We start from the raw sequence: 26,282 nt of genomic DNA on the forward strand, positions 1-26,282 counted from the left end.
TATTGATTCATGCCTGCTGATCTATACCCTCAGAGCTAGAGCATTTTCCCTGTAGGTGTAGAGTAGGGCTTCCGCATCTATGGGCGTTTTCCGCAATGAAAACGCCGCGGCACTCCCTTTTCGGAATACCCAGCAACAGGGAAAATGCTAGACACACATACTCTGGCGCAGATGAAGGGATTTGATACGGAATGACATCTTCCAGGTTAGGTACGGGTCTGCTTGCGCTGGCGGCGGTGGCCGCCGCCGCACAGACGAGCAATAAGCAGGACAAGCTTCTTCATCTGAACCAGATCCAGGTGGTGGGCTCACACAACAGCTACAACACCGGCTTCGCGCCCAGCGAAGAGAAGTACTTCTCCGGGCATTTTCCTGACGCCTTTCACGGCGTGGACTATCATCACCAGCCGCTGCCGAAACAGCTTGATGCCGGAGTCCGTCAACTGGAGCTGGATATTGTTACCGATCCCGCGGGCGGCCGCTTCTCGCATCCGAAGATCGTTGGACTGACGAAGGAAGCCGGCCTTCCCGCCGATCCTGACTTCGATCCGCAGCACGAGCTGGATAAGCCCGGCTTCAAGGTTATTCATCTGGGCGACGTCAACCAGCGCAGCAGTTGCCAGACCTTTGTGCACTGCCTGCAAGACATTCGCGGATGGTCGAAGGCACATCCCAAACATGTGCCGATTCTGTTGTTGATTGAAGACAAGCAGGGACGTTTAAGCCAGCTTCCAGGAGCCACCACCGCCGAGCCGTGGACGGCAGAGACATGGAACGCGCTGGATGCGGAGATCCGCTCTGTCTTTCCAGCCCGGGAGCTCATCACTCCGGACAAAGTGCGGGGCAAGTATCCAACGCTGGAAGCTGCCGTACTCGCCGGCGCGTGGCCGACACTGGCGGAGTCGCGCGGCAAGGTTCTCTTTCTTCTGTATAACCGGCCGTCTGCTCCCGCTTATTTAGAAGGTCATCCGCTGCTTCAGGGACGCGTGCTCTTTACCAACTCTGAGCCTGGCAAACCCGACGCTGCATTTGTAGAGCGCGACAAGGGTTCGCAGGATGAGATCCGCGCGCTGGTGAAGAGCGGCTATCTTGTACGCACACGTGCAGACTTCAATACTGACCAGGGCCGCACGAACGATACCACCCGACGTGACCTGACACTGGCAAGCGGAGCGCAGATGGTCAGCACAGATTTCCTAGTCTCAGAACCCGCTCCGTGGACGGGCTACACCGTCGGTCTTCCTGGTGGTGTGCCAGCGCGCTGCAATCCGGTAAACGCACCCACAGGATGCAAAGACGAACTGCTGGAGCCGGGGGTGAGGACGAAGGAGCCATCTCCTTCGCATCAGCCGTAACGCAGATGGAGGCTCCGTTGTCTCTGCAGTCTTCAGAGACAACGGAGCATTGGCTATCATCCGTTGAACTCGGCACAATTATTCGCACTGCAAGTGCGAACGTCTTGCTTAAGGGCATGGCTTTAGCCATGCCGTATCAGACCTGCAAAGTGGCGGCTTTAGCCGCTGAGGGCGATGTATCTGAGAACCTCAAAATGCTGCGTTTCGCATTTGGATCTGACCTCAGCGGCTAAAGCCGCGTGTGGTGCTAGGCCGATACGGGACGGCTGAAGCCGTCCCCTTAAGCAAGGCATTCGCACCTGCGGTGCGAAACGCGATGTATTGTTTTCGTTTTTCGAATTTCGTGGAATCGTTGCCGAACTAGAGGGCGCATCAGGATCGATGTGCGAATGCGGCAGATGGAGCAGAAGCCGCGTCCGCTTCATCTCCAATATCCATAGCTGCAATCAGGCCGGCCTTCACCGTGAACACATGGAGAACTTCGCTGTCCGATAGAACATCCCCTTGAAGGTTCTTGACGAGTTGGTGCACTCTGACGCGGATCCTACCTCCGTCTTCCTCGGTGATTTCCAGTGGCTCGACATGGGGATCGAACTCTCCCCATTGCCGGGTCCAGTAGGCGCGGACCTCTTCCTTGCCTACAGCTCTACCGCCCTCCGAAACCTTGGGCCAGTTCACGTCGTGCGTCATCAGGGCTAAGACACCGTTGATGTCACGCTTGTTGAATGCAGAGTACGCTTGCTCAATCAGGGTCTTCGTGTCTGCCATGCAACTCTCCTGTCACCTATTTTCCCCCTCCAACCCGCGGGTGCCGGAGCCAGCAAAAGATTTTTGTAACCAAACCGACTAGTTGGTAGTCTACCTTTGTATGCAAGGGGAAATGGCAGAACGCATTCTGAAGGCAGCGGAGGTCCTGATGATCGAGAGGGGATACTCGGCCTTCAGTTATGCCGACATCTCCGAAGCGGTGGAGATCAAAAAGCCGAGCATCCATCATCACTTCCCGACCAAGGCTGGTCTGGTCGCGGCTGTTCTCAAAGCGCATCGCGAAAAGACCATCGAAGGGACCGAACAGCTCGACAGGCAGATCGAAGATCCGTGGAAGCGCCTTCATGCCTATGTCCAGTACTGGGAGGGGTGTATCCGAGGACGGACGGTCCCCTTCTGCGTGGCTGCCCTGATGGGAGCGGAACTTCCATCCCTGCCAGAGGAAGTGCAAGCCGAGGTACGCCTGCACTTCAGTGCGCTGGGGGAGTGGCTGGAACGAACCCTGAAGGCCGGCGTGAAAGCAGGCGTCATTAAGTTGCAGGATTCAGCAGCAACGGAAGCTCAGACGCTGATGGCGGTGGTCCACGGGGCGATGCTCTCGGCGCGCGCCACCGGCAAGTGCGATGTCTTCAAGCAAGTTACAGGAGCGGCGCTCAAGCGGATCGCTGCCCCGAAACACTAAACCGCGCGGAACCTGCATCTGGTTTCGCCTCACTTAATTACCTACCAACTAGATGGTAGAAAGGCACTCAAATGCAAACCAACTCTCTTGAATCGGCTCGCTCGCTGCGCAACCTCTATCTCGTCCGGGCAGTGTTCCAGTTGCTATGGGCTGGAGCCGTGATTTCGGCGGCGCTTACGCAGCCAAGCTTCGCTTCCGTCCTGCTGATCGTCTACCCGCTGTGGGATGTTGCCTGCACGCTGTACGATCTCAGCGCTTCCCGGCCCACCGGTAGCGCATGCACATCGCAGGTCATCAATGCACTGCTGGGCACTGCGACTGCTGTCGGGATAGCCGTGACGGTGTTCAGCAAAGAGGCAACTTCCATCGCGATCTTCGGAGCATGGGCACTCGGAGCCGGACTGCTGCAGCTCATTGCCGGGCTGATCCGCCGCAAGCAACTCGGCGGACAATGGGCGATGATCCTGAGCGGAGCACAATCGACTGCCGCAGGCGTTGCATTTTTACTGGGCGGCCTTAGCGGAAAGCTACATGCGAAGGATCTTGGAGGGTATGCCATCTTCGGCGCGATTTACTTCCTTATCGGCGGAGTTCTGCTGAGCCGAAAGCTCTCGCAAGTCTCTGAAGTCCAGGCGCAGGGGTAACAGACACGTTGATAGGCGTGATAGGTCTTATCTGATGCGCGTAGCGCATCCATTTCGCGCTACAGACGCGAAGGTCTTGTTAAGGGCATGGCTTTAGCCATGCCATACAGACTCCGCAAAGTGGCGGCTTTAGCCGCTGAGGGCGATGTGCCGGAGAACCTTAGGATGTCGTCCTTCGCATTTGCCCTCAGCGGCTGAAGCCGCGTGCCGTCAGCGCTGATACGGGACGGCTATTAATAAAGCCGTCCCCTTAAGCAAAACGGAGCGCCTTCGGCGCTTTGCCCAGCCAGCGAAGCTGGCCGGGACCCCGCGCAAAACATTCGCACGTGCGTGCGAACGGGATGGCTGTATAGATTGCCTCCGTAATAGGGTCACTCAGCGGTCAACGCCGGTAGTACGATGACAGCACTGACCAAAGCTGGTTTGTACGCAATCGTATCGGACTATGAAAAAGAGACATCTTGAAATTGCAGCCACGGCGGCGGATACATCTTTTAACACTGGGCAAACTGGATCGAACTCTCTCCTCACGCGGCGTGAAGTACTGGGAATGGCCGGCATGGCGGGTTTAGCCGGTTTGACAGGTTTCGTGCCCGGCGCCGTTGCGCAAACCAGCGGAAGACGGCCTCGTATTGCCTGTCTCGTCAGCTATTGGGGTCTGCCGACATCCCATGCAGACTGGATCGTAAACAAGCTGTTGGACGGCTATTGGTGGCAGGGCGCCCACACTGCTTCACAGGTGGATGTGGTCTCCGTTTACATCCATCAGTTCGACACGAGCTTGCTGGGCCAAAAGGTGTGCAAGGCAAAGAATATCCCCATCTTTAAAACGCCAGGCGAAGCCGTCACCCTTGGCGGCAAAGACCTTGCGGTGGATGGGGTCGTTATCGTCGCAGAACACGGGAATTATCCAACCGATCTCAAGGGACATTGGCTATTGCCGCGCTGGTGGATCTATCAGCAGGTCATCAAGGTCTTCGAGCAGAGCAATCGGTCTGTGCCGGTGTTTAACGATAAGCATCTCTCCTACAGCTGGGATGACGCCAAGTGGATGTTCGATAAGTCGCGCGAACTCAACTTTCCCTTAACCGGCGGCTCTTCCATACCGACTTACTTCCGCAAGCCTGAGATCGATCTTGCCGCAGATACGCCGCTTAAGAACTCGATCGTGGTCGGTAGCGCACCAGATGAGGGAGCTATCTTCCATTGCATCGACGTGCTTCAGTCCTTTGTCGATCGCCGCAAAGGTGGCGAGACGGGCGTCAGGTCGGTGCAGTCCATTCGCGGACCTGAAACCTGGAAGTGGGTCGAACGCACTCCCTGGGCCGGCAACCTGCTGGAAGCAGTGCGAAAGAACTTCGACCTGAAGCCGGGACATTTTCAAGAGAGCAACCGGCCAGCCGTCTGCATTGTGGAGTACAACGATGGCACTCATGGGGCCGTAATTTCGGGCGAGGGTGTGGGCTGGACCTATGCCGGCGAGATCGAGGGACAGAAGGATCCAACAATCATCTCCATGCTTGGCTGGCCCGGACCCGTCTCGCAGTATCACGCTGCCAATGCTTTCGATCATTGGCTCATCGAGATGATGCTGACCCGCAAAGAACCCTTCAATGCGGAACGGCTGCTTCTATCGACCGGCATTGTGAACCACTACATGGAATCGAACTGGGAGAACGGACGCTACTCTGCCGTCGGACGCCGCGTCGAAACACCTTATATGAACATGAGATATCGCTCGACACACGGTCCGCTCTTTGAAACCGGGCCACGGCCGCCGAATACTCCCTACATCCGCGGCTTTGAATCATAGTCTGCGTAAACTGGCGCAGAGACACACATTTGCTGGCAATGCGATCCAAACTGAGTATCTTCGCGGCTTCTCTTGCATTTTGCCTTCAGGCTACATTCGGCCAAAGTGCTGAAGTTCCTCCCACCTTTGAGGTAGCGACTATAAAGCTCAATAATCCGGACATGAAGGTCCCGGGAATGACACAGGGAGTTGCTCCGTCTGAGCGACGTGTCTTTGCACGCGACTCACTCGTATCTCTGGTGCGCTGGGCTTATGGACTTCAGAAAAACGAACAAGTGCAGGCTCACGAACGATGGATGGCGGACGAGCGCTTTGAACTAGATGCAAGAGTTGGAGAGCCGACTGCTTCTTCGATGGCCTCGCTATCTCAAGAGGAACGGCTGGCAAAGTTGCGGCTAATGATGCGGACTTTGCTTCATGAGAGGTTTGGCCTGGAGGTGCGGCAGCAGGAGCAGGAACAACGAGTGATTGCTCTCATGGTGACCAAAGGCGGACTGAAGCTGAAGAGCCCGGGAGAGATGGGAGAACACACGCTGCGTGGCATCTGGTCGTCACCCGGCCGCGCAGATGCCACCAACGCAACGATGAAAGATTTGGCGGATTTACTGGTCAATCTCCCGGAGGCGGATGGACTGCCTGTAGTGGACCGAACGGGATTTCAGGGCGAGTTCGCGATGTCGCTGCGGTATGTGCCAGTGTCGGTGCAGAGTGAGGGGCCGACGTTGTTTACTGCTCTCGAAGAACAGTTGGGGGTGAAGTTGGTTCGTGCGAGGGATGTTGTTGGGACAGTTGTGATTGATGCGGCGCATCGGCCTTCTGAGAACTAACACCTCACATCGCGTGAGAACTCAACTGGCTTCGCGTTTTTAGTCCAGGTAAGGGGACACAACCAAATGCCGCAAAGGTGCGTCCGTTGTGCGCCCCACGGACACATTCGAACGAGGCACGAAAGATTTCTTCCATGCCTCGCCCGATTGGCTCTCGTTCTATCAACGCGATTCGAGACATTGCTATCTACGAACGTCAAGTTACGCGAACTGGGCTGCGAGTCTCTTCAGGAAAGGTACGTACACAGCAGGACAGGAATGGGCTCCCTGACAAGCCGGAGGCGAATCAGTATTCTGATCATTCTTATCCTGGAAGCTGATGACGTTTAGGTCGAGCAGGGAGGGCTTGACGATTCCAAAGAGTATCGCGTCCAGGTCGCCAAGGACGTGGGCGCAATAATTCAGCGGTGGAATTGGTGGAGTGACAGGGTAAGGAAGTTGCGGTATCGAATCCAACTGGTTAACGATGCGATAGCTGTCGGGGACATACTCCTGGTAATTCGAAACGAACGTTTCGGCGGCCGCCGGAATTACTACCAATGTGTCAGCCACACGTGGACTTGCCAGACTGTACATCGAGATCGCGTCAAATTTGGACTCTAAGTTGAGAGCGATATCCAGGGCGCACAGTGTAGCCAACGCTCCACCCAGGCTATGTCCCGTGACCTTCACCGACAGAGTTGGATCTTCGTTGTCATCGAAATACTGGGAGATCTGCTGCGCGAGTGAACCGTCGGCTCGATGGCTCAAATCGCCCTGTCCCGTGGAGCCGGTGGTGTACTGGTTATAAAAGCCTCCGTGCACCGATCCCAGATTCCCAAACACAGCAGGGACGATGTAATTGTCAACCGTGTTCACCTCGTAGCTGTTCTGAGTACCGTGGAAGGACACGACGATGATGCTGCTCTTGTCCGTGTCTGTCGGCTCAAGCCGCGCGATAAATCCCGCCGGGATCTTCACGGAGTTACCGTTTATATCTGTTTCATAGACTGACAAGTTGGTATGTGTTGGATTGGGTTTGTATCCCTGCGCGACGATCTGGGAAAAATCAGGGTCCCAGGGGGTGGGCGCAACGGATTGGATCTGCCAGCTCTTAGGGCCAAACCGGTTACTAGGATCCAAGGGCGTGTTGGTTACATATTTCGTGTATTGATCATTCGCCGCGTTGCAGCACAAGCCAAGAACATACGCGAGCTGAGCATCAAAGTTTGGTGGGACTAATTGAGGCAGTGCAGGTGGGTTCGTGCTTGCTTGACATTGTGCTGTTCCCTTAGAGGAAAGTGAAGCCGGTGCATAGGCAGTGGTCGACATGAGCGTATACCTCCTGGAGCGAATACGAATGTGGGGGGACCGAGTAGAGCATTTTCCCTGTTGCCGGGTATCCCGAAAGAGGAGTGCAGCGGCGTTTTCATTGCGGAAAACGCCCATAGATGCAGAAACCCGACTCTACACCTACAGGGAACATGCTCCATGGCCCGGATGCTACTTCACATGCGATCAGACAAATGATCGCGCTGCGCGCAGAATGGCAAACATTCCGCGGAATGGGGACGAGATAAGGTAGTCCTGGGTCGGCTAGGGCAGTGGGTGCGAATTTCTTGCCGCATTCATAGGTTCTCCTCGCGTGTCTTAACGACACAGCACACCCATGGGAAAACCTAGCCAAGACGGCAATGTACTGACTGCATTGATGTTCTTCTTCTTAGTACAACTCAGCGTGGAAGAAGATATCAGGCTTGAAGAGTAGCGATAGGGGTGGTGATTGTCAATGGATACTGAGTCAAAGCTGAGTTAATTGAAAACACGGATACGGAAGCCTTCAAACGTCGTCCCTCATACTCCCACTCCACACTCCATCGTTGCGCTTAGAACAACCATTTCGCACTGCAGGTGCGAACGTCTTGTTAAGGGCATGGCTTTAGCCATGCCGTACGACGCTCGCAAAAAGTGGCGGCTTTAGCCGCTGAGGGCGATGTATCAGGAGAACCTCAGAATGCTGTACTTCACACTTGAAACGAACCTCAGCGGCTCACTTGAAACGAACCTCAGCGGCTAAAGCCGCGCGCCGCTCGACACTGATACGGGACGGCTAAAGCCGTCCCCTTAAGCAAAACATTCGCACCTGCGGTGCGAAGCGGAGGTCCTTGCGTAAACAAGGATCTCTTGCCATTCAACAACATCGCCAATCCAAAGCTATACAAAGAGCATTCGATAAACTCACCGCGTGAACTCACCGGCGATGATCCTCTCCCACAACCGCGCGCTCGCATCATCCGCGGGAAATGAGGACTCGATGCGCAGTTCATCAAGCGTTACGTCGTGCGGTGCGGCGAAGCTGGTCCAGGTTGAAAAGAAGCTGAGCTCCACACCATTCTTGCGGATGACGAAGTTTAATGTCGGCGACATCGGAACTTCCATCGGCCGCACCTTCGACTTCTCCGGCACATGGGGATTCGCCAGAGCGAACTCCAGCAGCGCACGCAGCTTTTCGTCCGTCGGCGCCCAATCGATCTCGTGATGCAGGCGACGGATAAGGTCAGACGCCACCTCATCCCAGTTGGCGATGAAGGGCCGCAGCAGGTGATCGCTAAAGATCTGCCGGATCATGTTGGGGTCATCGGGCGGTGTGTCGAAGACGAAGTTCATGAATGCGGCTGCACCTTCATTCGCCCGCGTAATGTCCCAGTGGCGGTTGAGGACCAGGGCCGGATAGGGCTCCTGCTGTTTGAGGATGAACTCGATCGCTCGATTGATCAACGCCATCTCCGGCTGCGCCAGGCCGGTCTCGCGATGTGTGGGAGCAAATCCCGCGGCGAGGAACAGAGCGTTGCGCTCCCTGAGTGGAATGGCAAGCGCCTCGGCAAGCTGCGTCACCATCTCCCGGCTGGGCAGAGCCTTGCCGCTTTCGATGAAGCTGAGGTGGCGGGCAGAGATGCCAGCTTCGAGCGCAAGCTCAAGCTGGGTGAGGTGGCGAAGGGTACGCCATTGGCGAACGAGCTCGCCGATTCTACTCACAGTGTCGAAGGAATTTGTGGACGGCTGGCGGCGCTGCTCAGATAGCATTGTGCCATCTTATGCCAGCGCTGACGTAACTACTTTACCTCTGAGGTAATTGCCATCATTACCTCCGCTCCGGTACTTCTCTCATGAGGAGCATTTCCTATGATCATTAACCGCCGGCGATTTCTGCAGATCAGCTCAAGCTCGGCAGCTATCAGCCTGGTTCCTTCTGCCCTGGGAAAGATCACGCAGCCACAACAACCCATCATCGACGTGCACCTGCACGCCTATCCGGACGACCAGCCTATCCCTGCCGCGGTTAACCCTGCTACCGGCAAGGCCGTACAGCTCAAGGATGGAGCGGCTCACCGTGCTGCCTGTCTGGCTGAGATGAAACGCCTGAACATCGTTAAGGCAGTTGTTAGCGGAGGAGACGGCGATCGCCTTGCCGCTGCTTATTCCTGGTGCAACGCGGAGCCGAGCAAGATCATTGCCGGCGCCGGCGTACGTGGCTCCGCGGATACTCCCCTGCCGGAGCTGAATGTACTCCGCAGTGCGTTCAAGGACGGTCGCCTGCGCGTGCTGGGCGAAGTCACTACACAGTACGCGGGAATTACGCTCGACGATCCCAAGTACGCTGCCTATCTGGCACTGGCTGAAGAGCTGGATATCCCGGTGGCGCTGCATACCGGAACGATGCCCCCGGGAATGTCCTTCGATCCGTGCTGCCGCACCGCTCGTGCACGCCTCGGCGATCCCATTCTGGTGGAAGAGGCGCTAAACCGCTATCCCAAGCTTCGGCTGAACCTGATGCATGCGGGCTGGCCGTATCTCGATGACACCATCTCCACCTTATTTCACTATCCGCAGGTCAACGCTGATCTAGGCGCGATCGACTGGCTGCTGCCGCGGGCGGAGTTCTACCACTACCTGCAGGCGCTGATGCGAGCCGGTTTCGGCAAGCGGCTGATGTTCGGCACGGATCAGATGTATTGGCCAGAGGGTATTGCCATGGCGGTAGATGCGGTAGAGTCTGCTCCGTTTCTCAGTGCAATCGAGAAACGGGATATCTTCTATAACAATGCTGCCAAGTTCTATCGGTTGGGTTGATGGGTAGGTATCGACAAATTCGGGATAGCCCATGCACCGAGGTTCCCAACGAACTCGTTTGTTGGAGGTAGTGTCCCTCGCGGACGTGGGTTGTTCGAGCGAAGCTCGAATTGGGTGGGAGCGGTGGGCTTCAGCCCGCCGTTATTGGGGTCAATAAAAAATGGGCTTTAGCCCTGGGCCTTGCGTCTCGAATAGTAAGGCCCAGGGCTAAAGCCCGACGTATTATCAGGCCTAAGTCAGCGGGCTAAAGCCCGCTGCTCCCACCCAAAAGAAAATCGCGCTTAGCGCGATACCCCACGCTAAGCTCCAACGAACAAGATATCAGCGCATATTCACCGTCAGCGATTGCCCGCGAGACACTCGCACCAGCACATAGCGAATTGCTTCGCCGCCCTCCGTCGTTGTCGTCCTGGACGCTTGTGCCTTCCCATCGACTGCCAGATTTGTTTTCGGTCCGGAGAAGGCCGCGCGCCACACGATGGCATGCTCCGTATGGTTGGTCAGTGTTGTAGACCGATGTCCCACATGTTTGACGTCAATCGTTCCTCCCAGCAGATGCACGCCGTAGATGGCATCCTCCTCTTCGCCCTTGCTGCGTGAGAGTGTTGTTACAGCCGCAGAAGAGACATCGATGCCCATGAGCCCATGGACGAATGAATCGATCACTCCATAAGAGACTTCGGGATACTCCCGGCGTTCCCTGGTCTCGCGTGTCAGATCGGCAATGCGATCATATGCCGCATCGATGCGACCATAGCGAAAAAACACGTCCGGGAGATAAGACTCCTCTTCGATGCCGATGCTGTTGAGATACTCCTGCGAGCCGAGATACCGGAGCGCTCCACTCTTCGCTTCACTATCTTTCAGCACGCCGAAGTAAAGCAGAAACATATCGCCGGAGCCCTTCGGCTTGCTCTCCGGTGACAGGAACCCGGCGTAGTGCCGGCTATCCTGCAGCCAGGTGTGCTCGTCGATCAGATGCCGCGTCTCCTCCGCGATCTTCCGGTAGGATTCGCCCTGCTGCTTCTGCCCATAGTGCGCGGCTAACAGGCTCAGATCCAGAAACGCGCGATACTTCGCGGCGAGCAGGTCCACGCCCAGGTTGAAGTCTTTCCGTCCCTCGGTATAGCTGGGAATGCCGCGCGCGTCGACGAACTTACCCTGAGCCTTTCGCCGATGCATGATGCGGTCACGCTGCAGCAGCTTGTCTGTTTGCAGGTCCCAGGCAGCGACATACTCGTTAGCAGTCTTCTGAAAGAAGCGCTTCATCTCCGGCTGATCGACGTATCGGTTGTCCCCGGTCCAGTCCCACATGCGGACGATCGCGTCCAGCATGTCGAAGTTCGCCGGCAGGTTGTACCAAAAGTCCTCATCGCTCACATAGTCAGCGGTCGATGGCTTGCCATCTTTATCGATCTCCCAATAGCCAGCCCAGTCGCGCTCCGGTGCAATCGCCGCGGCAAAACGAGACAGCATATTCAAGTTAGCCTTATCCAGACCGAGCGCTGCCGCTCCACGTGCCTGATGCGAGACATCTCGCATGCAGAACGCATCCCGGCCCGGAAGAGCCGCCTCATACCATGGTTCCGCTGCGTCCGAGGTCATGTTGTGGCTGTAAGCAAGCGCCTGCGGCACCGCCCATGCAAACGACTTTTCCAAAGATGGATTGGAGGAGGTAAACCGCAGCGTCGTGGAAGACGCTGCGGTTTGCTGTGCCTGTGCTGTGGCGATACAGATCGCCAGCACAGAAAGTGGGACACCTAAACACGTAATCCAGGCCCGCCGCATCAATACTCCTTCAGCAGCATGACGCCATGGGATGGAATCGTAATGTTCTTCCCGTCGAACCGTGCCTCAGCGTGCGTCCACACATTACGGAAGCGCAGAGCCTTGAACTGTGAGAGTGTCTGCTGTGCGGACTCAAACGAGAGTGCCGATTCGCCACGGTTGAAGAGCGCGATGGCGTGCTTGCCTCCGCTCAGGTCTTTGCTCCAGATCTCGAGCGGACCCTCCGCCCAGATGCGGCTTCCCTGTTTGCCGAGCTTGTCCTGATCGATGGCGATTGCGTCCTTATTCATCAGGATCTCCCTGGTCTCATCCGACATCTTGCTCAGGTCGTTGCCTGCCAGCAGAGGCGCGGCGAGCATGGCCCACAGGCTCATGTGCACCTCGTACTCTGACTTCTTCATGCCGCCGTTACCGACCTCCAGCATGTCGGGGTCGTTCCAATGACCCGGCCCTGCATACTTCTCCAGACCTGCCTGCGAGAAGCCGATCAACGTCATGCGGTCCCAGTTGTCACTGATGTCTCCAGTCGTCCGCCAGAGATTGCCTCCTGCCTCCGGAGCCCACTTCCAAACCGCATACAGACCATACTGGCAGTAGCTGTAGACCATTGGCCTGCCTGTCGATTGGATCGCCTTGTGCATTTTCTCGTAGGCTTCGCGCTGCATGGCTGCTGCTTTCGACAGATCGTCGCCTGCTTCCTGCTTAATGACGTCGCCGAAGCTGCACTGGTCATACTTCAGATAGTCGATGCCCCACTCGGCATAGGTCTTCGCATCCTGCGCCTCGTGGCCCAGGCTGCCTTCATATCCGGCACAGGTCTTTGGCCCAGGCGAGGAATAGATGCCCAGCTTCAATCCCTTGGAATGGACATAGTCCGCGAGCGCTTTCATGTCGGGGAACTTCTCATTGGTATGGATCACGCCATCGGCGTCGCGCTTGCCTTCCCAGGTGTCATCGATATTTACGTAGATATAGCCGGCATCGCGCATGCCGGATGCAACCAGAGCGTCTGCCGCGGCACGCACATCCGCATCGGTCACACGCTCCGCAAAATGGTTCCAGCTATTCCAGCCCATTGGCGAGGTTGCTGCAACGGAGGCCTGCTGCGCCATGCAAACGCATGACGCAGCCAGCAGAAGTCCAACAGAATATTTCAACGTTTGAAACACGTACTCTCTCCTTCGGGTTGGGTTGATCTCGTACGAGCGTTAGAACGTAAGATGAGCACCCAGTTGCAGTTGCCGCGGGTTGCCATTGGTTCCGGTAATTCTTCCGAAGCCACCATCGCTCAAGCTGGTCCTCGGGTTGGAGTAGTGAGGAGTGTTCGTCAGGTTGAAGGCATCCATCTGGACCTGCACCTTTGCCTTCTCCGCGAGATCGAAGCTCTTTGACAGCGACAGATCGGAGTTTACATAGGCCGGTCCACGTACCCGTCCATAACCTGAGTTGCCATAGACATAGGGCGCCGGTGTTGTGAAACAGCTCTTATCGAACCACGCATTGAGAGAGCGGTTCGGCTGCAGACTGCTGCAGGTGATCGATGCCCGGTTGGTGAATCCGGCATTCAAGTTATCGAAGCCCGCGTTGAAAGTGAGCGGCGTACCCGACTGCACCATCGTCGTAGTGGCAAACTGCCATCCGCCGACAATAGCATTCCCAATTCCGTTCACGCCACCCAGCAGATAGTGTTTGCGGCCGAATGGCAACTGGTAGATCGCCGTCGCAATGAAGTTATTAGGAACATCCGGCGCCTGGTTGGTGCCACGACCGTAGTTGAGTGAGTCGACCAGCGGATTCCAGATGCTGGTGTTATCGATCTCCTTCGACCACGTGTACGAGACGCGTCCTTCGATGCCAAACGAGGTCGTCTTCTTCGCTTCGACCTGAAGCGCATGATAGAGCGACTTGCCGTCGGAGGCGCGATACTCGATATCGCTCAACTGTGGAGCGATACCGGCGTAGATACGCCGCGACGTCAGACTTCCGGCGCCGGGCTGCGCCACATCGATATTGCGGCCGCGATAAAGATGCGTTCCCTTGGTGCCGACATACGTCAAAGAGATCGCCGATGTCGACGTCAGCTGCTGCTGCACGCCGAAGTTCCATGCCGTCGCCACGTCCACCTGGAAGTTGCGCGGCATGTTCGTCACCGATGTATTCGCAGGTGGCGCAACCGTATTGTTGCTGATGACCGGATTGGTTAGAGCCGGCAGGCCTGTACCCGAAATAGTCAGCGACGGCGTGTACTGCACCGCCGGATTGACGACGAACTGCTGGAAGAACGGATAGTTTCTCTCCAGGGCTCCACCCATGCCGCCAAAGTTACCGGGGAAGTGCGTGATGCCATACGCTCCGTGAACGACGGTGCTGCCGTGGTTCGGCGTATAGGCAAAGCCGACCCGCGGCGAGAAACCACCATAGTAGGTATCGACATTCGGCGCGCGATTGCCGTCGCGGGCAACGTCGAGCAGTCCATTGCCCAGGTTGAAGTTTGCCTGGCGGTTCGCCTTATCGATCGGCGGCGTGATCAGGTCCCACCGTAGCGCAAGGTTCAGCGTCAGGCTCTGCGATAGATGCCAGTCATCCTGGCCATACAGGGCCAACAGGTTAGCGCGCGTCGCCGGGGATGCATTCACAAATCCACGCGAGATCTGCGAGGGATTGCCCAGCAGGAAGGAGGCGAACTTGTCTCCGCCCGTCGGGCTGGAGCAGCCGGGCTGGTTGGTGCAACTGCTGGTGTAGTCGGGGCTGAAGTCGAACTCGCCGGACTGGTTACGGTCTGCGTTGGTAAGCGATGCCTGCAAGCGGCGATAGTCTCCGCCAACCACCACCGTATGCGCCCCGAAGACCTGGGTAAAGTTGTCGGTCAACTGGTAGACGTTGGTGATGCGGTGCGCATTGGTCCATCCCTGCGATCCGGTGGTTGCAACATTCGTATTGCCACCGCCGAAGTTGAAGTTGGCAATGCCGGTCGTTGCCGGATAGTTGGCATAGACACTGTTCGGAATCCCCAGCGTCTGGTTCGTGTTGCTGTTGATGTCATTGCCGGAATCGACGGTATAGAAGCGGTTAAACCCAAGTCTGAGGCTGTTGATTCTGCGAGCGCTGAAGGTGTGGTCATAGCCGATGGCTGCGTTATGGTCGCGCGGATTGGAGTTCACATCATTGATCTGGATAAACCGTGTTCCCGGCGAAGGAGCCGTAAGGTCGCGATGCTGATACGATTCGCGGGCGAAGATGCGATCGCCGTTCTGCAACTGGTAGTCGACCTTGATATCCGCCGTGTGCAGACGATCTGTCTCAGTCACGTTGGCATTGAAGTTGTTGATGTTGGCGTTGGCGATGTTGGCTCCAGGCCAGATGCTGTTATCCGCCACCATCTTCGCGGCAACACTATCGAAACGGTTGGTTGGAATTTGATACGCCGGTCCGCCAGGCGAGTTCACAATCGGAAACGGAGCCTTCGTCTGCGGATCGTAGATCGGCCCGAACTGGCTGGTGAGGAAGTAGCCCTGCTTCATCAGCGAGGTCGGCACCGTAAGGTTATAGCTCACTCCGTTATTAAGGAAGATGCCCTGGTAGTCCGCGAAGAAGAAGAGACGGTCCTTAAGAATCGGTCCGCCAAAGGATCCCCCGAACTGATTTGCCTTATACGGAGCCTTCGTCTTTGCCTCCCAGCGGGTGGCATTCAACGCATCGCCGCGGTAGAACTCGAACGCCGAGCCGTGCCATGCATTCGTGCCCGACTTAATAATGGCGTTCACCTGGGCTCCGCCGTAGGTGCCTACGGTCGCTGCGGCGTTACTGGTGGAGATCTTCACCTCCTGGATAGCATCGAGCGGCGGCACCACGTTCATAAATGCATTCAACAGCTCCATATTCGAGACGCCGTCCAGGGTGTAGGTCGTGCCACCCCATGGCATGCCGTTGACGCTGGCCGTGATCGAGGTCTGGGCGCCGACGCCTGAAGCCGACTCCGGCGCAGCGCCAAAGCCTGCGGCCACCGAACCCGGAACGGTCTGCACCAGCTGCGAGAAGATGCGGCCGTTCAGCGGCAGCGCTTGAATCTGCTTCGGCGCCAGTTGCTCCCCCATCGACGAGGTCGAAGTATCCACCAGGGGAGGCGCCGTCGTCACCTCGACGCGCTGCATCGACGACCCGACCACCAGCTTTGCGTCTTGCCGCAGAATGCTGTCGGCAGAGATGGTTAGACCGACAAGGTGTGCCGTCTGAAATCCATCGGCCTGGATATCCAGCGTGTAGGACCCGATGGGCAGAGCGTCCAGAACGAACTGACCACCCTCCGACGTCTGCGCTCTGCGCGCGAAGCCGGTCTCGGTATTCGTCGCCGTGACGGCGGCATTGGCAACCACTGCCCCAGTCGGATCTGTCACCATCCCGGAGAGACGTCCCGAACTGGACTGTCCCTGGGAGAGTGGAGCAAAGGTGAGGAGAATCGCAAGGATGAGGAAAAGCGGAAGTATTCGTTGCACCCGTGGGGCTTGTACCCGTCGGGCTACACCTTCTATATGGGATTGCATGTTGGCCTCCAAATCGATCTCAAGTACAGAACCTCAGCGTCATCTGTATTTCGAACGAAGAGAAAGCTATTGAGTTCGAATATCGGTCGTAGAGCTAAATGGGGCTATGTCACAGCGCTACAGGCGCAAAGAGTAGACAAATCTGCTGGAAATGCTGCATGATTGGCAACGTTACACCTGACGTTACATGGCAAACCGAGAGGACGAGACCGGCGTTTCTGGTACAGCGGAGCCTTTCGAAGGGTACCCACGGCAGACTGTTTCGCCCAAAGATGCCCTAGAGTGCCTGAACCATGTTTTGCAGTCTGAGACGTTCAAAAGTGCCGCCATGCTTCGGCGGCTGCTCGAGTACATCGGCACCCGCAGTGCCGATGGCCGTGCCGAGGATCTGAAGGAATACACCATCGGCGTGGAAGCATTGGACCGCGCCGCGGACTTCGATCCCAAGACCGACACACTTGTCCGTGTCCATATCCACCGCCTCCGCGAGAAGCTCTCCCGTTACTACCTGGATGAGGGACGGGAGGATGATGTGCTGATCACGATTCCCCGAGGCCACTATGGCGCCGTCTTCCTTAAGGCCCCGAGCGGAGCGGCGCAAGAAGGCGCCACCGTCGAGGAGACCATCCCGCCGATGGATGATCCCACTCCACCGGAGCTCACGGTATCGCAGCCTGGATTCCTGCGCCGTTCTGGATTCCTGCGGCGCTCCTGGCTGGCTATCACGCTCGCGATCGCAGGGCTGGCCGCCGGCGTCTTCATCGGTCTCCGCGCTGCTCCGAAAAATACGGGCGAGAATGACCTCACACCCGCGGTCGCATCGCTTTGGAGCTCTTTCCTCAACGGAGACAAGCAGCCCATCATCGGCTATCCGGATGCGGTTTTTTTGATCGATGAGACAAACGATTTACTCCGCTATCCCTCGGGGGCAGCCGGACAGCGCGGCTCGAAGGTGGAGAGCCATCTTGCCGAATCGTTTGCTTCCAACCCAGAGCTGGTACGGCGCGCCGGTCCTCTTTATTACGAAGATGGCTATACCGGAACTGGAGAGATTGAGAGCGCAGCAACGCTTACTTCCCTCTTCCGCCAATTAGGCGCACATGCCGAGATCAAGCGTAGCCGCGATATCACCATCGAAGATCTGCAGAACCACAACGTCGTCCTGCTCGGTTCCAGCTTTCAGAACAAAGCTGTCGACGAATTGCCGCGTCAGGGCGACTTCCGCTTTGTGAAGGCAGGACCTCGTCATGAGCTATGGGATGGCGAGCTGGAGAATAGCAAACCTGCGCAGGGCGAAGGCCGCATCTATCGCACGGAGCGTGATCCGGTTAGCGGAGTTCTCCGCGTTGACTACGGCCTGGTCTCCTTTCAGCCTGGCCTCAGCGCCGGCCGTCACATCGTGATCCTTGGCGGTTTGGACACCACTGGTACGGCCGGCGCGACCAAGTTCGCCACCTCGGAAGAAGGCGCGGCGCTGTTACAGCAGGCTGGGAAGACCACTAAGAACGGGAAGCAGACGGCCCCGGTGATTCAAGCCATCGTGCGCTGCATGCTGAAAGACGGCAACAGCATCTACGGTGTGCGCGCCATCGCCAGCCACGCCTCTGAGTGGCACGAGACGAATCAGTAGAGCATTCTCCCCTGCGGGTGTAGTCCGGAACTTCCGCATTATCCCTCGTCACCCCTGAAGGCGCAGTTCCTTCAGATGCCGTCGCACAACCTCCAGAAACAAGCTGACGTTTACCGATGGACGAGTCCGCTCCGGATAGAGGCCGAACAGCGGCACCTCCGGCGGAGACCAATCCGGGAGCAGCGCGACGAGCTTTCCTCTCCCGGTAAGCTCGTTCGCCAGAAAAGCAGGTGCGATCACCACACCAAGGCCCGCGGATGCGAACGCCAGATGCAGGACTGGGTCAGGCACTATCAAACGGGCCAGCACCTTGACCCACACTCTCTCTTTGTTCCGAGTCAGCTCCCATACCGTAGGGCCCGGCTTACCGGATATCCCTGCGCTGACCAGCCCCTCTAACTCTTCCGGCCGTTCGAAGCGGCCGTGCCTGGCGCGGAACTCTTTTGACGCAAAGATTCCTTGCGGCACCGATCCAAGCTTCGCAAATCCCGCGGAGGAGTCGGCGAGCGGCCCCGTCTGGATCAGCAGATCTGCATCCACCTGCACGGGATCGTACTGACCCGAGATCGGAATCAGTTGTAGTTGGACATCTGGATACGTCGACAGGAACTGTGGAATCACGGCATGAAGAAATGCGCGTGTAAACGTAACCGGCGCGGCGACTCGAAGCAGCCCGCCCGCCTTTCGTGATCGTCCACTCACGTCCAGCTCCGCAAGCTCCAGTTTCTGAATAGCCTCGGATACGTTCTCATACAAAGCCCGGCCGGCCGCCGTGGGCGTCACACGGCGGGTCGTACGCTGCAACAGGCGCGTCCCCAGATGCGTCTCCAACTCGGCGATACCTTTGCTGACCGCGCTCTTGGTCAAACCCAGCCGGGAAGCGGCACGGGTGAAACTTCCCTCCTCCACGATCACGGTGAACCAGCGCATGTAGTTCAGATCGGCCATGCCCTGATCATGTGTCCGGATCCAGTGATTGTCAACTATTGGAAACAATCGGTTCCTCCACAACGATCGATCCCACTCTGACGCTGCACATCCAATACCCGGAAAGGAAAAATCACCATGCAGCCCTTCACTTCGCAAAATACCGTTCTCCTCCTGATCGACCACCAGGTGGGGACCATGCAGCTCATCAAGAACATCGACCAGGAGCTCGCAAAGAAGCAAACCGTCGCCCTTGCCAAGATGGCAAAGATTCTCAACATTCCAACGGTCGTAACCTCAAGCCAGGAAGATCATGCGCAGGGCCCTATCCTTCCGGAGATTGCCCGTATCCTGCCGGAGGCTTATGAGGCACGCATCAAGCGGCCCGGTGTCGTGAATGCCTGGGCGTATCCCGCCTTCAAGGCGGCCGTGGAAGCTACCGGCAGAAAGAACCTCATCATGGCAGGCGTCACCACAGACATCTGCCTGATATTCCCGGCGATCGATGCCGCGACGGATGGCTATGGCGTGCAGGCAGTGATCGATGCCTCCGGCTCGCCAAGCGACTTGTCCGAAGAGTTCGCAAGGCAGCGGATGCACGACGCCGGCGTCGTCCTGACCGCCACAAATACGTTGATTGCCGAGCTGGCGCAGGACTGGTCCACGCCGCATGGCCAGCAACTGATCGGCCTGCTCTTCAGCGATGTCTTTCCCGCCATCGGGGCTGGGATGAAGTAAATCCGCCATCAGATACACGGGGCGTTGGAAGACAGGCAAGCAACACGATGTTTTCCGCGCCCTGTGCCGATCTGCATTTTTGCGATATCACCAAGGAGAAAAGGAACATCATGGCTGTACTAACAAAACTCGACCGCTCGATGAAGCGTCGCCATGGATCGAGCGCTTTCGGAATCGACATTCTGTATCCCGGGCTTGTTCTCGAAGAAGACGATAGCGGCATTGGAGCCATTGGCCGGATCGACCAGGCATGGCTCCAGCCCGGTGCCTTCATTGCCATGCATCCGCATCGGAACGACGAGATTCTGACCTATCTACGGAGCGGACGGCTGCAACATCGTGACAGTGTCGGCCACGTGGAAGAACTCTCAAACACGCGCCTGATGCTGATGAACGCCGGCCACACCTTTCAACACGAAGAACGGGTGCCGGCAGATGGCGGTGCGTTAGAGGCGCTCCAGATCTTCATTCGTCCCAGCGAGAAGGACCTGGAGCCTGTCGTGCAGTTTCACGATTTCGCAGCGGCGTTCAGTGAAAATGACTGGCGGCTCGTCGCCGGACCGAATGAGGATGCGCCGCTCAAATTCCGGGCACAGGTCTGGGTCCATGACATTCGACTGACCACAGGACACACTGCAACACTTCCACCTTTCCCTACAGGCGAAGTCTCAAGAATCCTGTATGTTTTCGCGGGGCGAATTGCCGTTGCCGGAACTATCCTTGCAGCCGGTGAGAGCATCCTGCTCAACGACGAGGACCTCCAGATTGCGGCACAGGAAGACAGCGACCTGGTGCTCTTCACAACAGACCCGTCAGCACCTGTATTCAAGCAAGGTATGTTCAGCGGAAATATCGTTGGATTCGATGCCTGATCTGGATTGAATCGGTTCACAGTGCAACCATCCCATCAACGACACGCCATACGAGTGAGGAAACATGATCTACGCAACCGCTACTGTACCCGTGAACCCCGCGGGAGAAGAACCACTCACCAGAGAGCAGGTATGGAAGGGACTCGTGTTGAAGGCGCGGAATGCGACCCAATTTCTGCCGCCCGGCTTCTGCGATAAGTGCGAGGTCGTTCAGGAAGGCAAAGATTTCATCGTGCGCGAAGCCATCATCTTTAAGGAGAGCCTGACCGAGATTGTCACCTTTGAGCCAATGACCAAGGTCTCATTCCATCAGTTCAAAGGGCCCCGGGAGGGCGTCATCGTCAACGAGCTGATCGACGATGCCGGTGGAGCGCTCCATCTGCGCTTCTATTGCCTGCTCGGCTTGAGAGGCATTACACCGGACGGCCCGGAGGAGCAGCAGGAGAAAGCTCGCATGAGCAGCGAGGACAAAGGTTATAAGAGCGCCCTGCTGTCGACGCTGGCGCGTACACGAACGCTGGTGAGAGAGGGAAAGATTTAGGGCGCCTCGAGCGACGGCTTACCGAAGATCCCGGCGTCATAAAAGACGTCCACGCGATATCCTTCTAAGGTTTGCGCACGTCAAATCGCCGGGGCCTTCGGAGTAACGAATGAATCGCTGCTATCTCGCTGCTGTCCTTCTGCTTGCCACAACAGCGTTCTCACAGATACGCGAGAACGCTGCCCGCTTCGTCACCTGGCAGCCGATGGATGTTTCCGCCTTTGAAGACGGCTATAAGCGCCACCTCGCATGGCATCGTTCCGCGTCTGATCCGTGGACCTGGTATGGCTGGACCATTATCTCCGGCGACCGCTATGGAACCTTCATCGATGCCACCATGTTTCACCAGTGGCCCGACTTCGACAACCCGGTCAAGCCGGCGGAAGACGCCGCCGACAACGCCATGAACGTGTTTCCGCATGCGCAGATCCGCTCCGTTGTCAGTTATGAGGTCATGTCGCCACTCACCGTCTTCCGGCCGCAGGACATCGAATCCTATCCGCTGATGAGCTTCTTCACGCTACGCCTGCGTCCCGGCGCTGAAAGCGCCTTCGAACACGCGGCTATCGGCGTGATGCGCAGCATCGGTGGGCCGCACGCTATCCTGCGTCCGGTTACCGGGGCAACGGACTATCTTCTGTTGCTGCCGGCACGCAACAGCATTGACCTGCCGGAGAACGCAGAGATCTTCCGCCGGCTGGTTGCAGCCATGCCGCAAGATGCCGTCATCGACACACGACTGGAACTCGCCCGCTTTCGCAGAGACATGAGCTACTGGCCGCAGTCGTAGGTTGTTCGCGCGTAGCGCGAATGTATTGCTTAAGGGGACGGCTTCAGCCGTCCCGTATTACGCCCTGGAGAAAAGCGGCTTTAGCCTCTGAGGTCAAGTACGTAGAGGGTAGGAAAGAAGATCCCTGCGGGATGACAAACAAAAAAGCGGTTCCGCACAGCTCGAATTTATCGACATACCTAACCGTGTTCGACGCGCGCCTTGATATCCGCATACGCCGCCTCGATCAGCCTGTTCAATGCACTGGTGTTCGCTTCCATCCCTGGCTTCAGCTTCACATGCCGCATGAACCTACCCGTGCCTTGCAATAGTCGCGCTGGATCTGGCAGGGCTGCGCCGTGAAAGAACCCAACGTTGACGTGGGCGGTGAAGACATTGACGTAGCCGAAGGGAGCGTCGCCCAGACACACAACCGGACAGCCGTCATGCAGAAGCTCCCGCACTTCGTCCCCGCATCGCCGCATCACTTCAAACCACGCCTGTGCGATGGAACCTAACTCTCCGCGATGTTCGTCCATCCATGCATCGATGGCAGGATCGCGTTCCACGGCGCCATCGAATCGTAGTATCTCCGCCTTCATTGCTGCTCCATTCGCCTTCGCCTCAATATTACCGGCCATTCCATATAGCATCAGTGAAGCGCGACACGCGATGAGCGACATGCCTTTGACCGAAACGACATTGAAGGGACTTCCCTTTCTCGGCTCTGCGATCCCGCTAAGCCGCGATGCCTTGTCTCTCTTCACCACGTCTTTGCAGGACGCGGACCGCGTTCGCATGCGCGTCTTCGGTCGCACCGTTCTGCTGCTGAGCCATCCGCAGGACATCGAAGAGGTGCTTGTACGCCGCCGGGACGAGTACGGGCGATCGGCGGAGATCCTGAAACTGCAACCAATCTTCGGCAAAGGACTGCTCGCCAGCGATGGAGATCTGTGGCGTAAGCAAAGGTCTCTGCTACAGCCGAACTTCGGGCACGCCGCCCTGAAGGAATATGCCGCGCAGATGCACAAGACTATCGCGAGGCTGATGGGCACGTGGAACGATGATGCCGTGCTCGATGTGCATCCCGCCATGATGCAGTACACCCGCGAGGTGATCTGCGCGGTACTCTTCGGCGATCCGGTTGCCGGAGAACAGCAGCAGCTTGGCGAGGCTGTCACCACCGTCTTCGGCGACCTGCGAAGCGAGATTCTCTATCTCCCGTTATGGAGAAGACTGCCATTCAAACGCAGCCGTTCCTGGAATCAGGCCGTCGCTGTTCTCGACCGCTCTATTCGAACCGCGATCGGCCAGCGGCGAAATCTGCCGCCATCGGGAAGCGACCTGCTTGACCTGCTGATGCATGCCAGCACGGCGGATGGCTACACCATGTCAGATGAGCAGTTGCGCGATGAGATTCTGACCTTCTTTCTTGCAGGCCACGAGACCGCCGCTCTCGGTCTGACCTGGGCACTGCATCTGCTGGCACAACATCCGGCGGTACAGCAGAAGGTGACTGAAGAAGTAACCGCACTTCTGAACGACGGCGGCTCTCTCGCTGAGTCCTTCACGAAGCTGCCATGGACAACGGCCGTGGTGAAAGAAGCACTACGTCTCTATCCGCCGGTATGGAGCATGGGACGAAGAGCGGTCGCGAATACCGAGCTCGAGAGTGCTCCGGTAGAGAACGGAACTGACATCTGGATCTGCGTCTATCGGCTTCATCGGGACCCGCGCTGGTATCCCGATCCGCATACCTTCGAACCGGAAAGATGGATCGACGCGCCGCCTCCCCGCAGCTTCACTTATCTTCCCTTCGGTATCGGACCACGGGTCTGTATCGGACAACACTTCGCGATGATGGAGTCCATCATCGGACTCGCCGCAATCCTCAGCAGGTTCCGGGTAGAAGCAACCGCCAAAGCAGCTCCGGAGTTCAGTGCATGGATTACACTTCGTCCGAAGACCCCGATCCGCCTTCGGCTGCGGGAGTTTCGGGATAATACTCGAGGATAATCGGTACTCCCATCACAGACCTCAGCGGCTAAAAGCCGCCTTCCCTATGGAACTCTGTATGGGACGGCTGAAGCCGTCCCCTTAAGCGAGGCATTCGCGCCAACGGCGCGAAATGGTTGCGCTAACGCGCAACGGTTCGCTTAACCAGGGTGTCTTTATCGCCGAAGAGCTGTGAGAAATGCACCTGGCCGTTCGGCCCCTGGAAGGTATAGTCTTCCGGAATCCTGCCTCCGAGGGGCAGAGCGCGGCGGAGCTCAGCAACCCGTTCGATGTTGCGCCGAAGGTCAATCTCCTCAGCGAGGAGTGCATTACGGGCCCGGCGATATTCCTGGCTTTCGTTGGGAAAGTGCATTTGGTTCTTTGCCGCAAGCTCTGTTGCGGGAGTGAGGCGAGGATCGTGGACCATTCGCTTCTCCTTAGGGGGAGGTCACGTGCCAGCACACATTCTAATCATCCTGTGCGGCGATCTGTGCCGGCCCCATCAGTCCTTGCGAACGTGACTACAATGGAGGGAACTGTTTATGGCAAACGAAGACATCCGGAACACCACTCCCGACCCCACCAACACACCCGAAACCGCTGACGACTCCACGGAGTCCTTCGGCGCGCTTCTCTCACAGTTTGAGAAGGAACATTCCGATCGATCGAAGTCAGAGCCCTCCCAGAAGGAAGGCATCGTGGTATCGATCTCGCCGGAGTCTGTGTTTCTGGATATAGGCTTCAAGGTTGAAGGCGTGCTGCCTCGTTCGGCCTTTGAGAACAACGCCGATGGCGTCGCTGTGGGAGACCGCTTTCCTGTCTCGGTCAAGGGACGCAACGAAGAGGGCTACTACGCGCTCTCGCGTTTGAAGATTGCACAACCGACAGACTGGGCTTCGCTGGAAGCAGCCTTTGCGCAGAAGACGCCTGTGGTTGGTATCGTGACCGGCGTTGTGAAGGGCGGCCTGACGGTCGATGTCGGTGTTCGTGCCTTTCTGCCTGCCTCGCGGAGCGGCACCCGCGATGCCGCCGAGTTGGAGAAGCTTGTCGGCCAGGAGATCACCTGCCGCCTCACTAAAGTGGACGCGGCCGACGAAGACGTCGTCGTGGACCGCCGCGTCATCCTTGAAGATCAGGCCCGTCAGCTTCAGCAGCAGCGATACTCCGAAGTACGTGAAGGAGACATCGTCACCGGCCAGGTTCGCAGCCTTGCCAGCTACGGCGCATTTGTCGACCTGGGTGGCGTGGATGGCCTGCTGCACGTCAGCGATATCACCTGGCAGCGCATCAGCAGCCCCGAAGAAGTTCTTCAGGTCGGCCAGCAGGTGCAGGTCAAGGTTCTGAAGGTCGATGCCGACAGCAAGCGCATCTCGCTTGGCATGAAGCAATTGCAGCCCGAGCCCTGGGACACGGCGGGAGAACGCTATCCCCTTGGCCAGCGCGTCAGCGGTACCGTGAAGCGCATTGCCGACTTTGGCGCCTTTGTCGAGGTAGAGCCCGGCATCGAAGGCCTGATCCATATCTCTGAGATGTCGTGGGTCAACAAGGTACGCAAGGTCAGCGATCTGCTCAAGCTGCATGACACGGTGGAAGCGGTTGTCCTCGGCATTAGCCCGGCGGAGCGCCGTCTCTCCCTTGGATTGAAGCAGGCGCTCGGCGATCCGTGGGCCGCCGTTCCGCAGAAGTATCCTGCAGGTTCCGTGATTGAAGGACCGGTCATGCGGCTGACGAAGTTCGGCGCTTTTGTGCAACTGGCTGAAGGCGTGGAAGGTCTGGTGCATATCAGCGAGATCGATGCGGAGAAGCGCATCAACCATCCGCAGGATGTGCTGAAGGTAGGGGAGGTGGTCAAAGCCCAGGTGCTCGCCGTCGATATGGAGAAGCGGCAGATCAAGCTGAGCATCAAGCAGCTTGTTCCGACACACCTGGACGAGTTCCTTGCCGAGCATTCCACCGGTGACACCGTATCGGGCCGCGTGATCCAGCAGAGCGGAGATCATGCCGTCGTGGAGCTTGGCGAAGGCATTCTTGCTGACTGCACCATCTCTGGGAAAGCTGAAACCGCCACATCGAGCGCGGCTGCTCCCGCACTCGATCTTTCAGCCTTGAGCTCCATGCTGAATGCACGCTGGAAGGGCGATGCGAAAGCATCTACCTCACAGGCACAACCGCTTCAAGTAGGACAGGTGCGCAAGTTCACCATCGCTACGATGGACGCCTCCACGAAGAAGATCGCGCTGGAGCTGGTGAACTAGCGATCATAGGAAACACGGAGGAAAATT

22 protein-coding genes are annotated in these 26,282 nt (G+C 57.5%); 13 read left to right on the plus strand and 9 right to left on the minus strand.

The features are described 5' to 3' along the window. Positions 1-191 precede the first annotated feature (191 nt). Positions 192-1,355 (plus strand): phosphatidylinositol-specific phospholipase C1-like protein, encoded by a 1,164-nt coding sequence (locus FTW19_RS23550; protein WP_147650004.1) that lies wholly within the window; start codon positions 192-194, stop codon positions 1,353-1,355. Positions 1,356-1,727: 372 nt separating this feature from the next. On the opposite strand, the gene FTW19_RS23555 is transcribed toward FTW19_RS23550, so the two are convergent. Further along, positions 1,728-2,123, minus strand: coding sequence for a nuclear transport factor 2 family protein (locus tag FTW19_RS23555; protein ID WP_147650005.1), 396 nt, complete (start codon positions 2,121-2,123; stop codon positions 1,728-1,730). Positions 2,124-2,235: 112 nt separating this feature from the next. Between FTW19_RS23555 and FTW19_RS23560 the strand changes: the two genes are divergently transcribed. The 4 genes from FTW19_RS23560 to FTW19_RS23575 all read left to right on the plus strand — a co-directional run bounded on the left by FTW19_RS23560 (position 2,236) and on the right by FTW19_RS23575 (position 6,089). Further along, the gene (locus FTW19_RS23560) at positions 2,236-2,805 is read left to right on the plus strand and encodes a TetR/AcrR family transcriptional regulator (RefSeq protein ID WP_246153465.1); all 570 of its coding nucleotides are present in this window, start codon (positions 2,236-2,238) and stop codon (positions 2,803-2,805) included. A 71-nt stretch (positions 2,806-2,876) separates the two neighbouring features. After that, complete coding sequence (locus FTW19_RS23565) at positions 2,877-3,449, plus strand: hypothetical protein (protein WP_147650007.1); 573 nt, start codon at positions 2,877-2,879, stop codon at positions 3,447-3,449. A gap of 445 nt (positions 3,450-3,894) precedes the next feature. Continuing rightward, the gene (locus FTW19_RS23570; protein WP_147650008.1) at positions 3,895-5,262 is read left to right on the plus strand and encodes a hypothetical protein; all 1,368 of its coding nucleotides are present in this window, start codon (positions 3,895-3,897) and stop codon (positions 5,260-5,262) included. Positions 5,263-5,300: 38 nt separating this feature from the next. Then, positions 5,301-6,089 carry a TIGR03435 family protein gene (locus FTW19_RS23575; protein WP_147650009.1) on the plus strand — a complete coding sequence of 263 codons (789 nt, stop codon included), beginning with the start codon at positions 5,301-5,303 and terminating at the stop codon, positions 6,087-6,089. 201 nt (positions 6,090-6,290) lie between these two features. Here the strand turns inward: FTW19_RS23575 and FTW19_RS23580 are convergent, their stop codons facing one another. Together FTW19_RS23580 and FTW19_RS23585 are read right to left on the minus strand one after the other, a co-directional pair. Next, positions 6,291-7,400 carry a lipase family protein gene (locus tag FTW19_RS23580; protein WP_187143147.1) on the minus strand — a complete coding sequence of 370 codons (1,110 nt, stop codon included), beginning with the start codon at positions 7,398-7,400 and terminating at the stop codon, positions 6,291-6,293. A gap of 906 nt (positions 7,401-8,306) precedes the next feature. Continuing rightward, a complete protein-coding gene (locus tag FTW19_RS23585) occupies positions 8,307-9,152 on the minus strand; it encodes a helix-turn-helix domain-containing protein (protein ID WP_147650011.1) in 846 nt (281 codons plus the stop codon). Between the two features lie 99 nt (positions 9,153-9,251). Here FTW19_RS23585 and FTW19_RS23590 point away from each other — a divergent pair, with 99 nt between their 5' ends. Further along, positions 9,252-10,199 (plus strand): amidohydrolase family protein, encoded by a 948-nt coding sequence (locus FTW19_RS23590; RefSeq protein ID WP_147650012.1) that lies wholly within the window; start codon positions 9,252-9,254, stop codon positions 10,197-10,199. A 321-nt stretch (positions 10,200-10,520) separates the two neighbouring features. Here FTW19_RS23590 and FTW19_RS23595 read toward each other — a convergent pair whose 3' ends face one another. The 3 genes from FTW19_RS23595 to FTW19_RS23605 form a co-directional block, all read right to left on the minus strand. Next, positions 10,521-11,987 (minus strand): hypothetical protein, encoded by a 1,467-nt coding sequence (locus FTW19_RS23595; RefSeq protein ID WP_147650013.1) that lies wholly within the window; start codon positions 11,985-11,987, stop codon positions 10,521-10,523. Next, on the minus strand, positions 11,987-13,099 hold the full coding sequence (locus tag FTW19_RS23600) for a glycoside hydrolase family 27 protein (RefSeq protein ID WP_147650807.1): 1,113 nt from the start codon (positions 13,097-13,099) through the stop codon (positions 11,987-11,989). The genes FTW19_RS23595 and FTW19_RS23600 overlap by 1 nt, the downstream gene beginning before the upstream one ends. A 96-nt stretch (positions 13,100-13,195) precedes the next feature. Further along, complete coding sequence (locus tag FTW19_RS23605; protein ID WP_147650014.1) at positions 13,196-16,528, minus strand: carboxypeptidase regulatory-like domain-containing protein; 3,333 nt, start codon at positions 16,526-16,528, stop codon at positions 13,196-13,198. Between the two features lie 328 nt (positions 16,529-16,856). On the opposite strand from FTW19_RS23605, the gene FTW19_RS23610 reads away from it, so the two are divergent. After that, on the plus strand, positions 16,857-18,158 hold the full coding sequence (locus tag FTW19_RS23610; protein WP_147650015.1) for a hypothetical protein: 1,302 nt from the start codon (positions 16,857-16,859) through the stop codon (positions 18,156-18,158). 48 nt (positions 18,159-18,206) lie between these two features. Here the strand turns inward: FTW19_RS23610 and FTW19_RS23615 are convergent, their stop codons facing one another. Beyond that, positions 18,207-19,154, minus strand: a complete 948-nt coding sequence (locus tag FTW19_RS23615; RefSeq protein WP_147650016.1) for a LysR family transcriptional regulator — start codon at positions 19,152-19,154, stop codon at positions 18,207-18,209. Between the two features lie 69 nt (positions 19,155-19,223). Here FTW19_RS23615 and FTW19_RS23620 point away from each other — a divergent pair, with 69 nt between their 5' ends. From FTW19_RS23620 to FTW19_RS23635, 4 genes are all read left to right on the plus strand, one after another. Continuing rightward, a complete protein-coding gene (locus FTW19_RS23620; protein WP_147650017.1) occupies positions 19,224-19,823 on the plus strand; it encodes an isochorismatase family protein in 600 nt (199 codons plus the stop codon). A 110-nt stretch (positions 19,824-19,933) separates the two neighbouring features. Continuing rightward, positions 19,934-20,695, plus strand: a complete 762-nt coding sequence (locus FTW19_RS23625; RefSeq protein ID WP_147650018.1) for a pirin family protein — start codon at positions 19,934-19,936, stop codon at positions 20,693-20,695. Positions 20,696-20,759: 64 nt separating this feature from the next. Then, a complete protein-coding gene (locus FTW19_RS23630; RefSeq protein ID WP_147650019.1) occupies positions 20,760-21,236 on the plus strand; it encodes an AtaL-like protein in 477 nt (158 codons plus the stop codon). A 109-nt stretch (positions 21,237-21,345) separates the two neighbouring features. Beyond that, on the plus strand, positions 21,346-22,026 hold the full coding sequence (locus FTW19_RS23635; RefSeq protein ID WP_147650020.1) for a hypothetical protein: 681 nt from the start codon (positions 21,346-21,348) through the stop codon (positions 22,024-22,026). 179 nt (positions 22,027-22,205) lie between these two features. On the opposite strand, the gene FTW19_RS23640 is transcribed toward FTW19_RS23635, so the two are convergent. After that, entirely contained in the window at positions 22,206-22,646 is a 441-nt protein-coding gene (locus FTW19_RS23640) for a DUF1801 domain-containing protein (protein WP_246153467.1), read from the minus strand. A 40-nt stretch (positions 22,647-22,686) separates the two neighbouring features. On the opposite strand from FTW19_RS23640, the gene FTW19_RS23645 reads away from it, so the two are divergent. After that, positions 22,687-24,021 (plus strand): cytochrome P450, encoded by a 1,335-nt coding sequence (locus FTW19_RS23645; RefSeq protein ID WP_187143148.1) that lies wholly within the window; start codon positions 22,687-22,689, stop codon positions 24,019-24,021. Between the two features lie 121 nt (positions 24,022-24,142). Here FTW19_RS23645 and FTW19_RS23650 read toward each other — a convergent pair whose 3' ends face one another. After that, positions 24,143-24,427 (minus strand): DUF899 family protein, encoded by a 285-nt coding sequence (locus FTW19_RS23650; RefSeq protein ID WP_147650023.1) that lies wholly within the window; start codon positions 24,425-24,427, stop codon positions 24,143-24,145. A 115-nt stretch (positions 24,428-24,542) separates the two neighbouring features. Here FTW19_RS23650 and FTW19_RS23655 point away from each other — a divergent pair, with 115 nt between their 5' ends. Beyond that, positions 24,543-26,255 (plus strand): 30S ribosomal protein S1, encoded by a 1,713-nt coding sequence (locus FTW19_RS23655; RefSeq protein WP_147650024.1) that lies wholly within the window; start codon positions 24,543-24,545, stop codon positions 26,253-26,255. Positions 26,256-26,282: the final 27 nt, after the last annotated feature.

The sequence above is a fragment of the Terriglobus albidus genome (genome assembly GCF_008000815.1).
GTDB lineage: Bacteria > Acidobacteriota > Terriglobia > Terriglobales > Acidobacteriaceae > Terriglobus > Terriglobus albidus_A.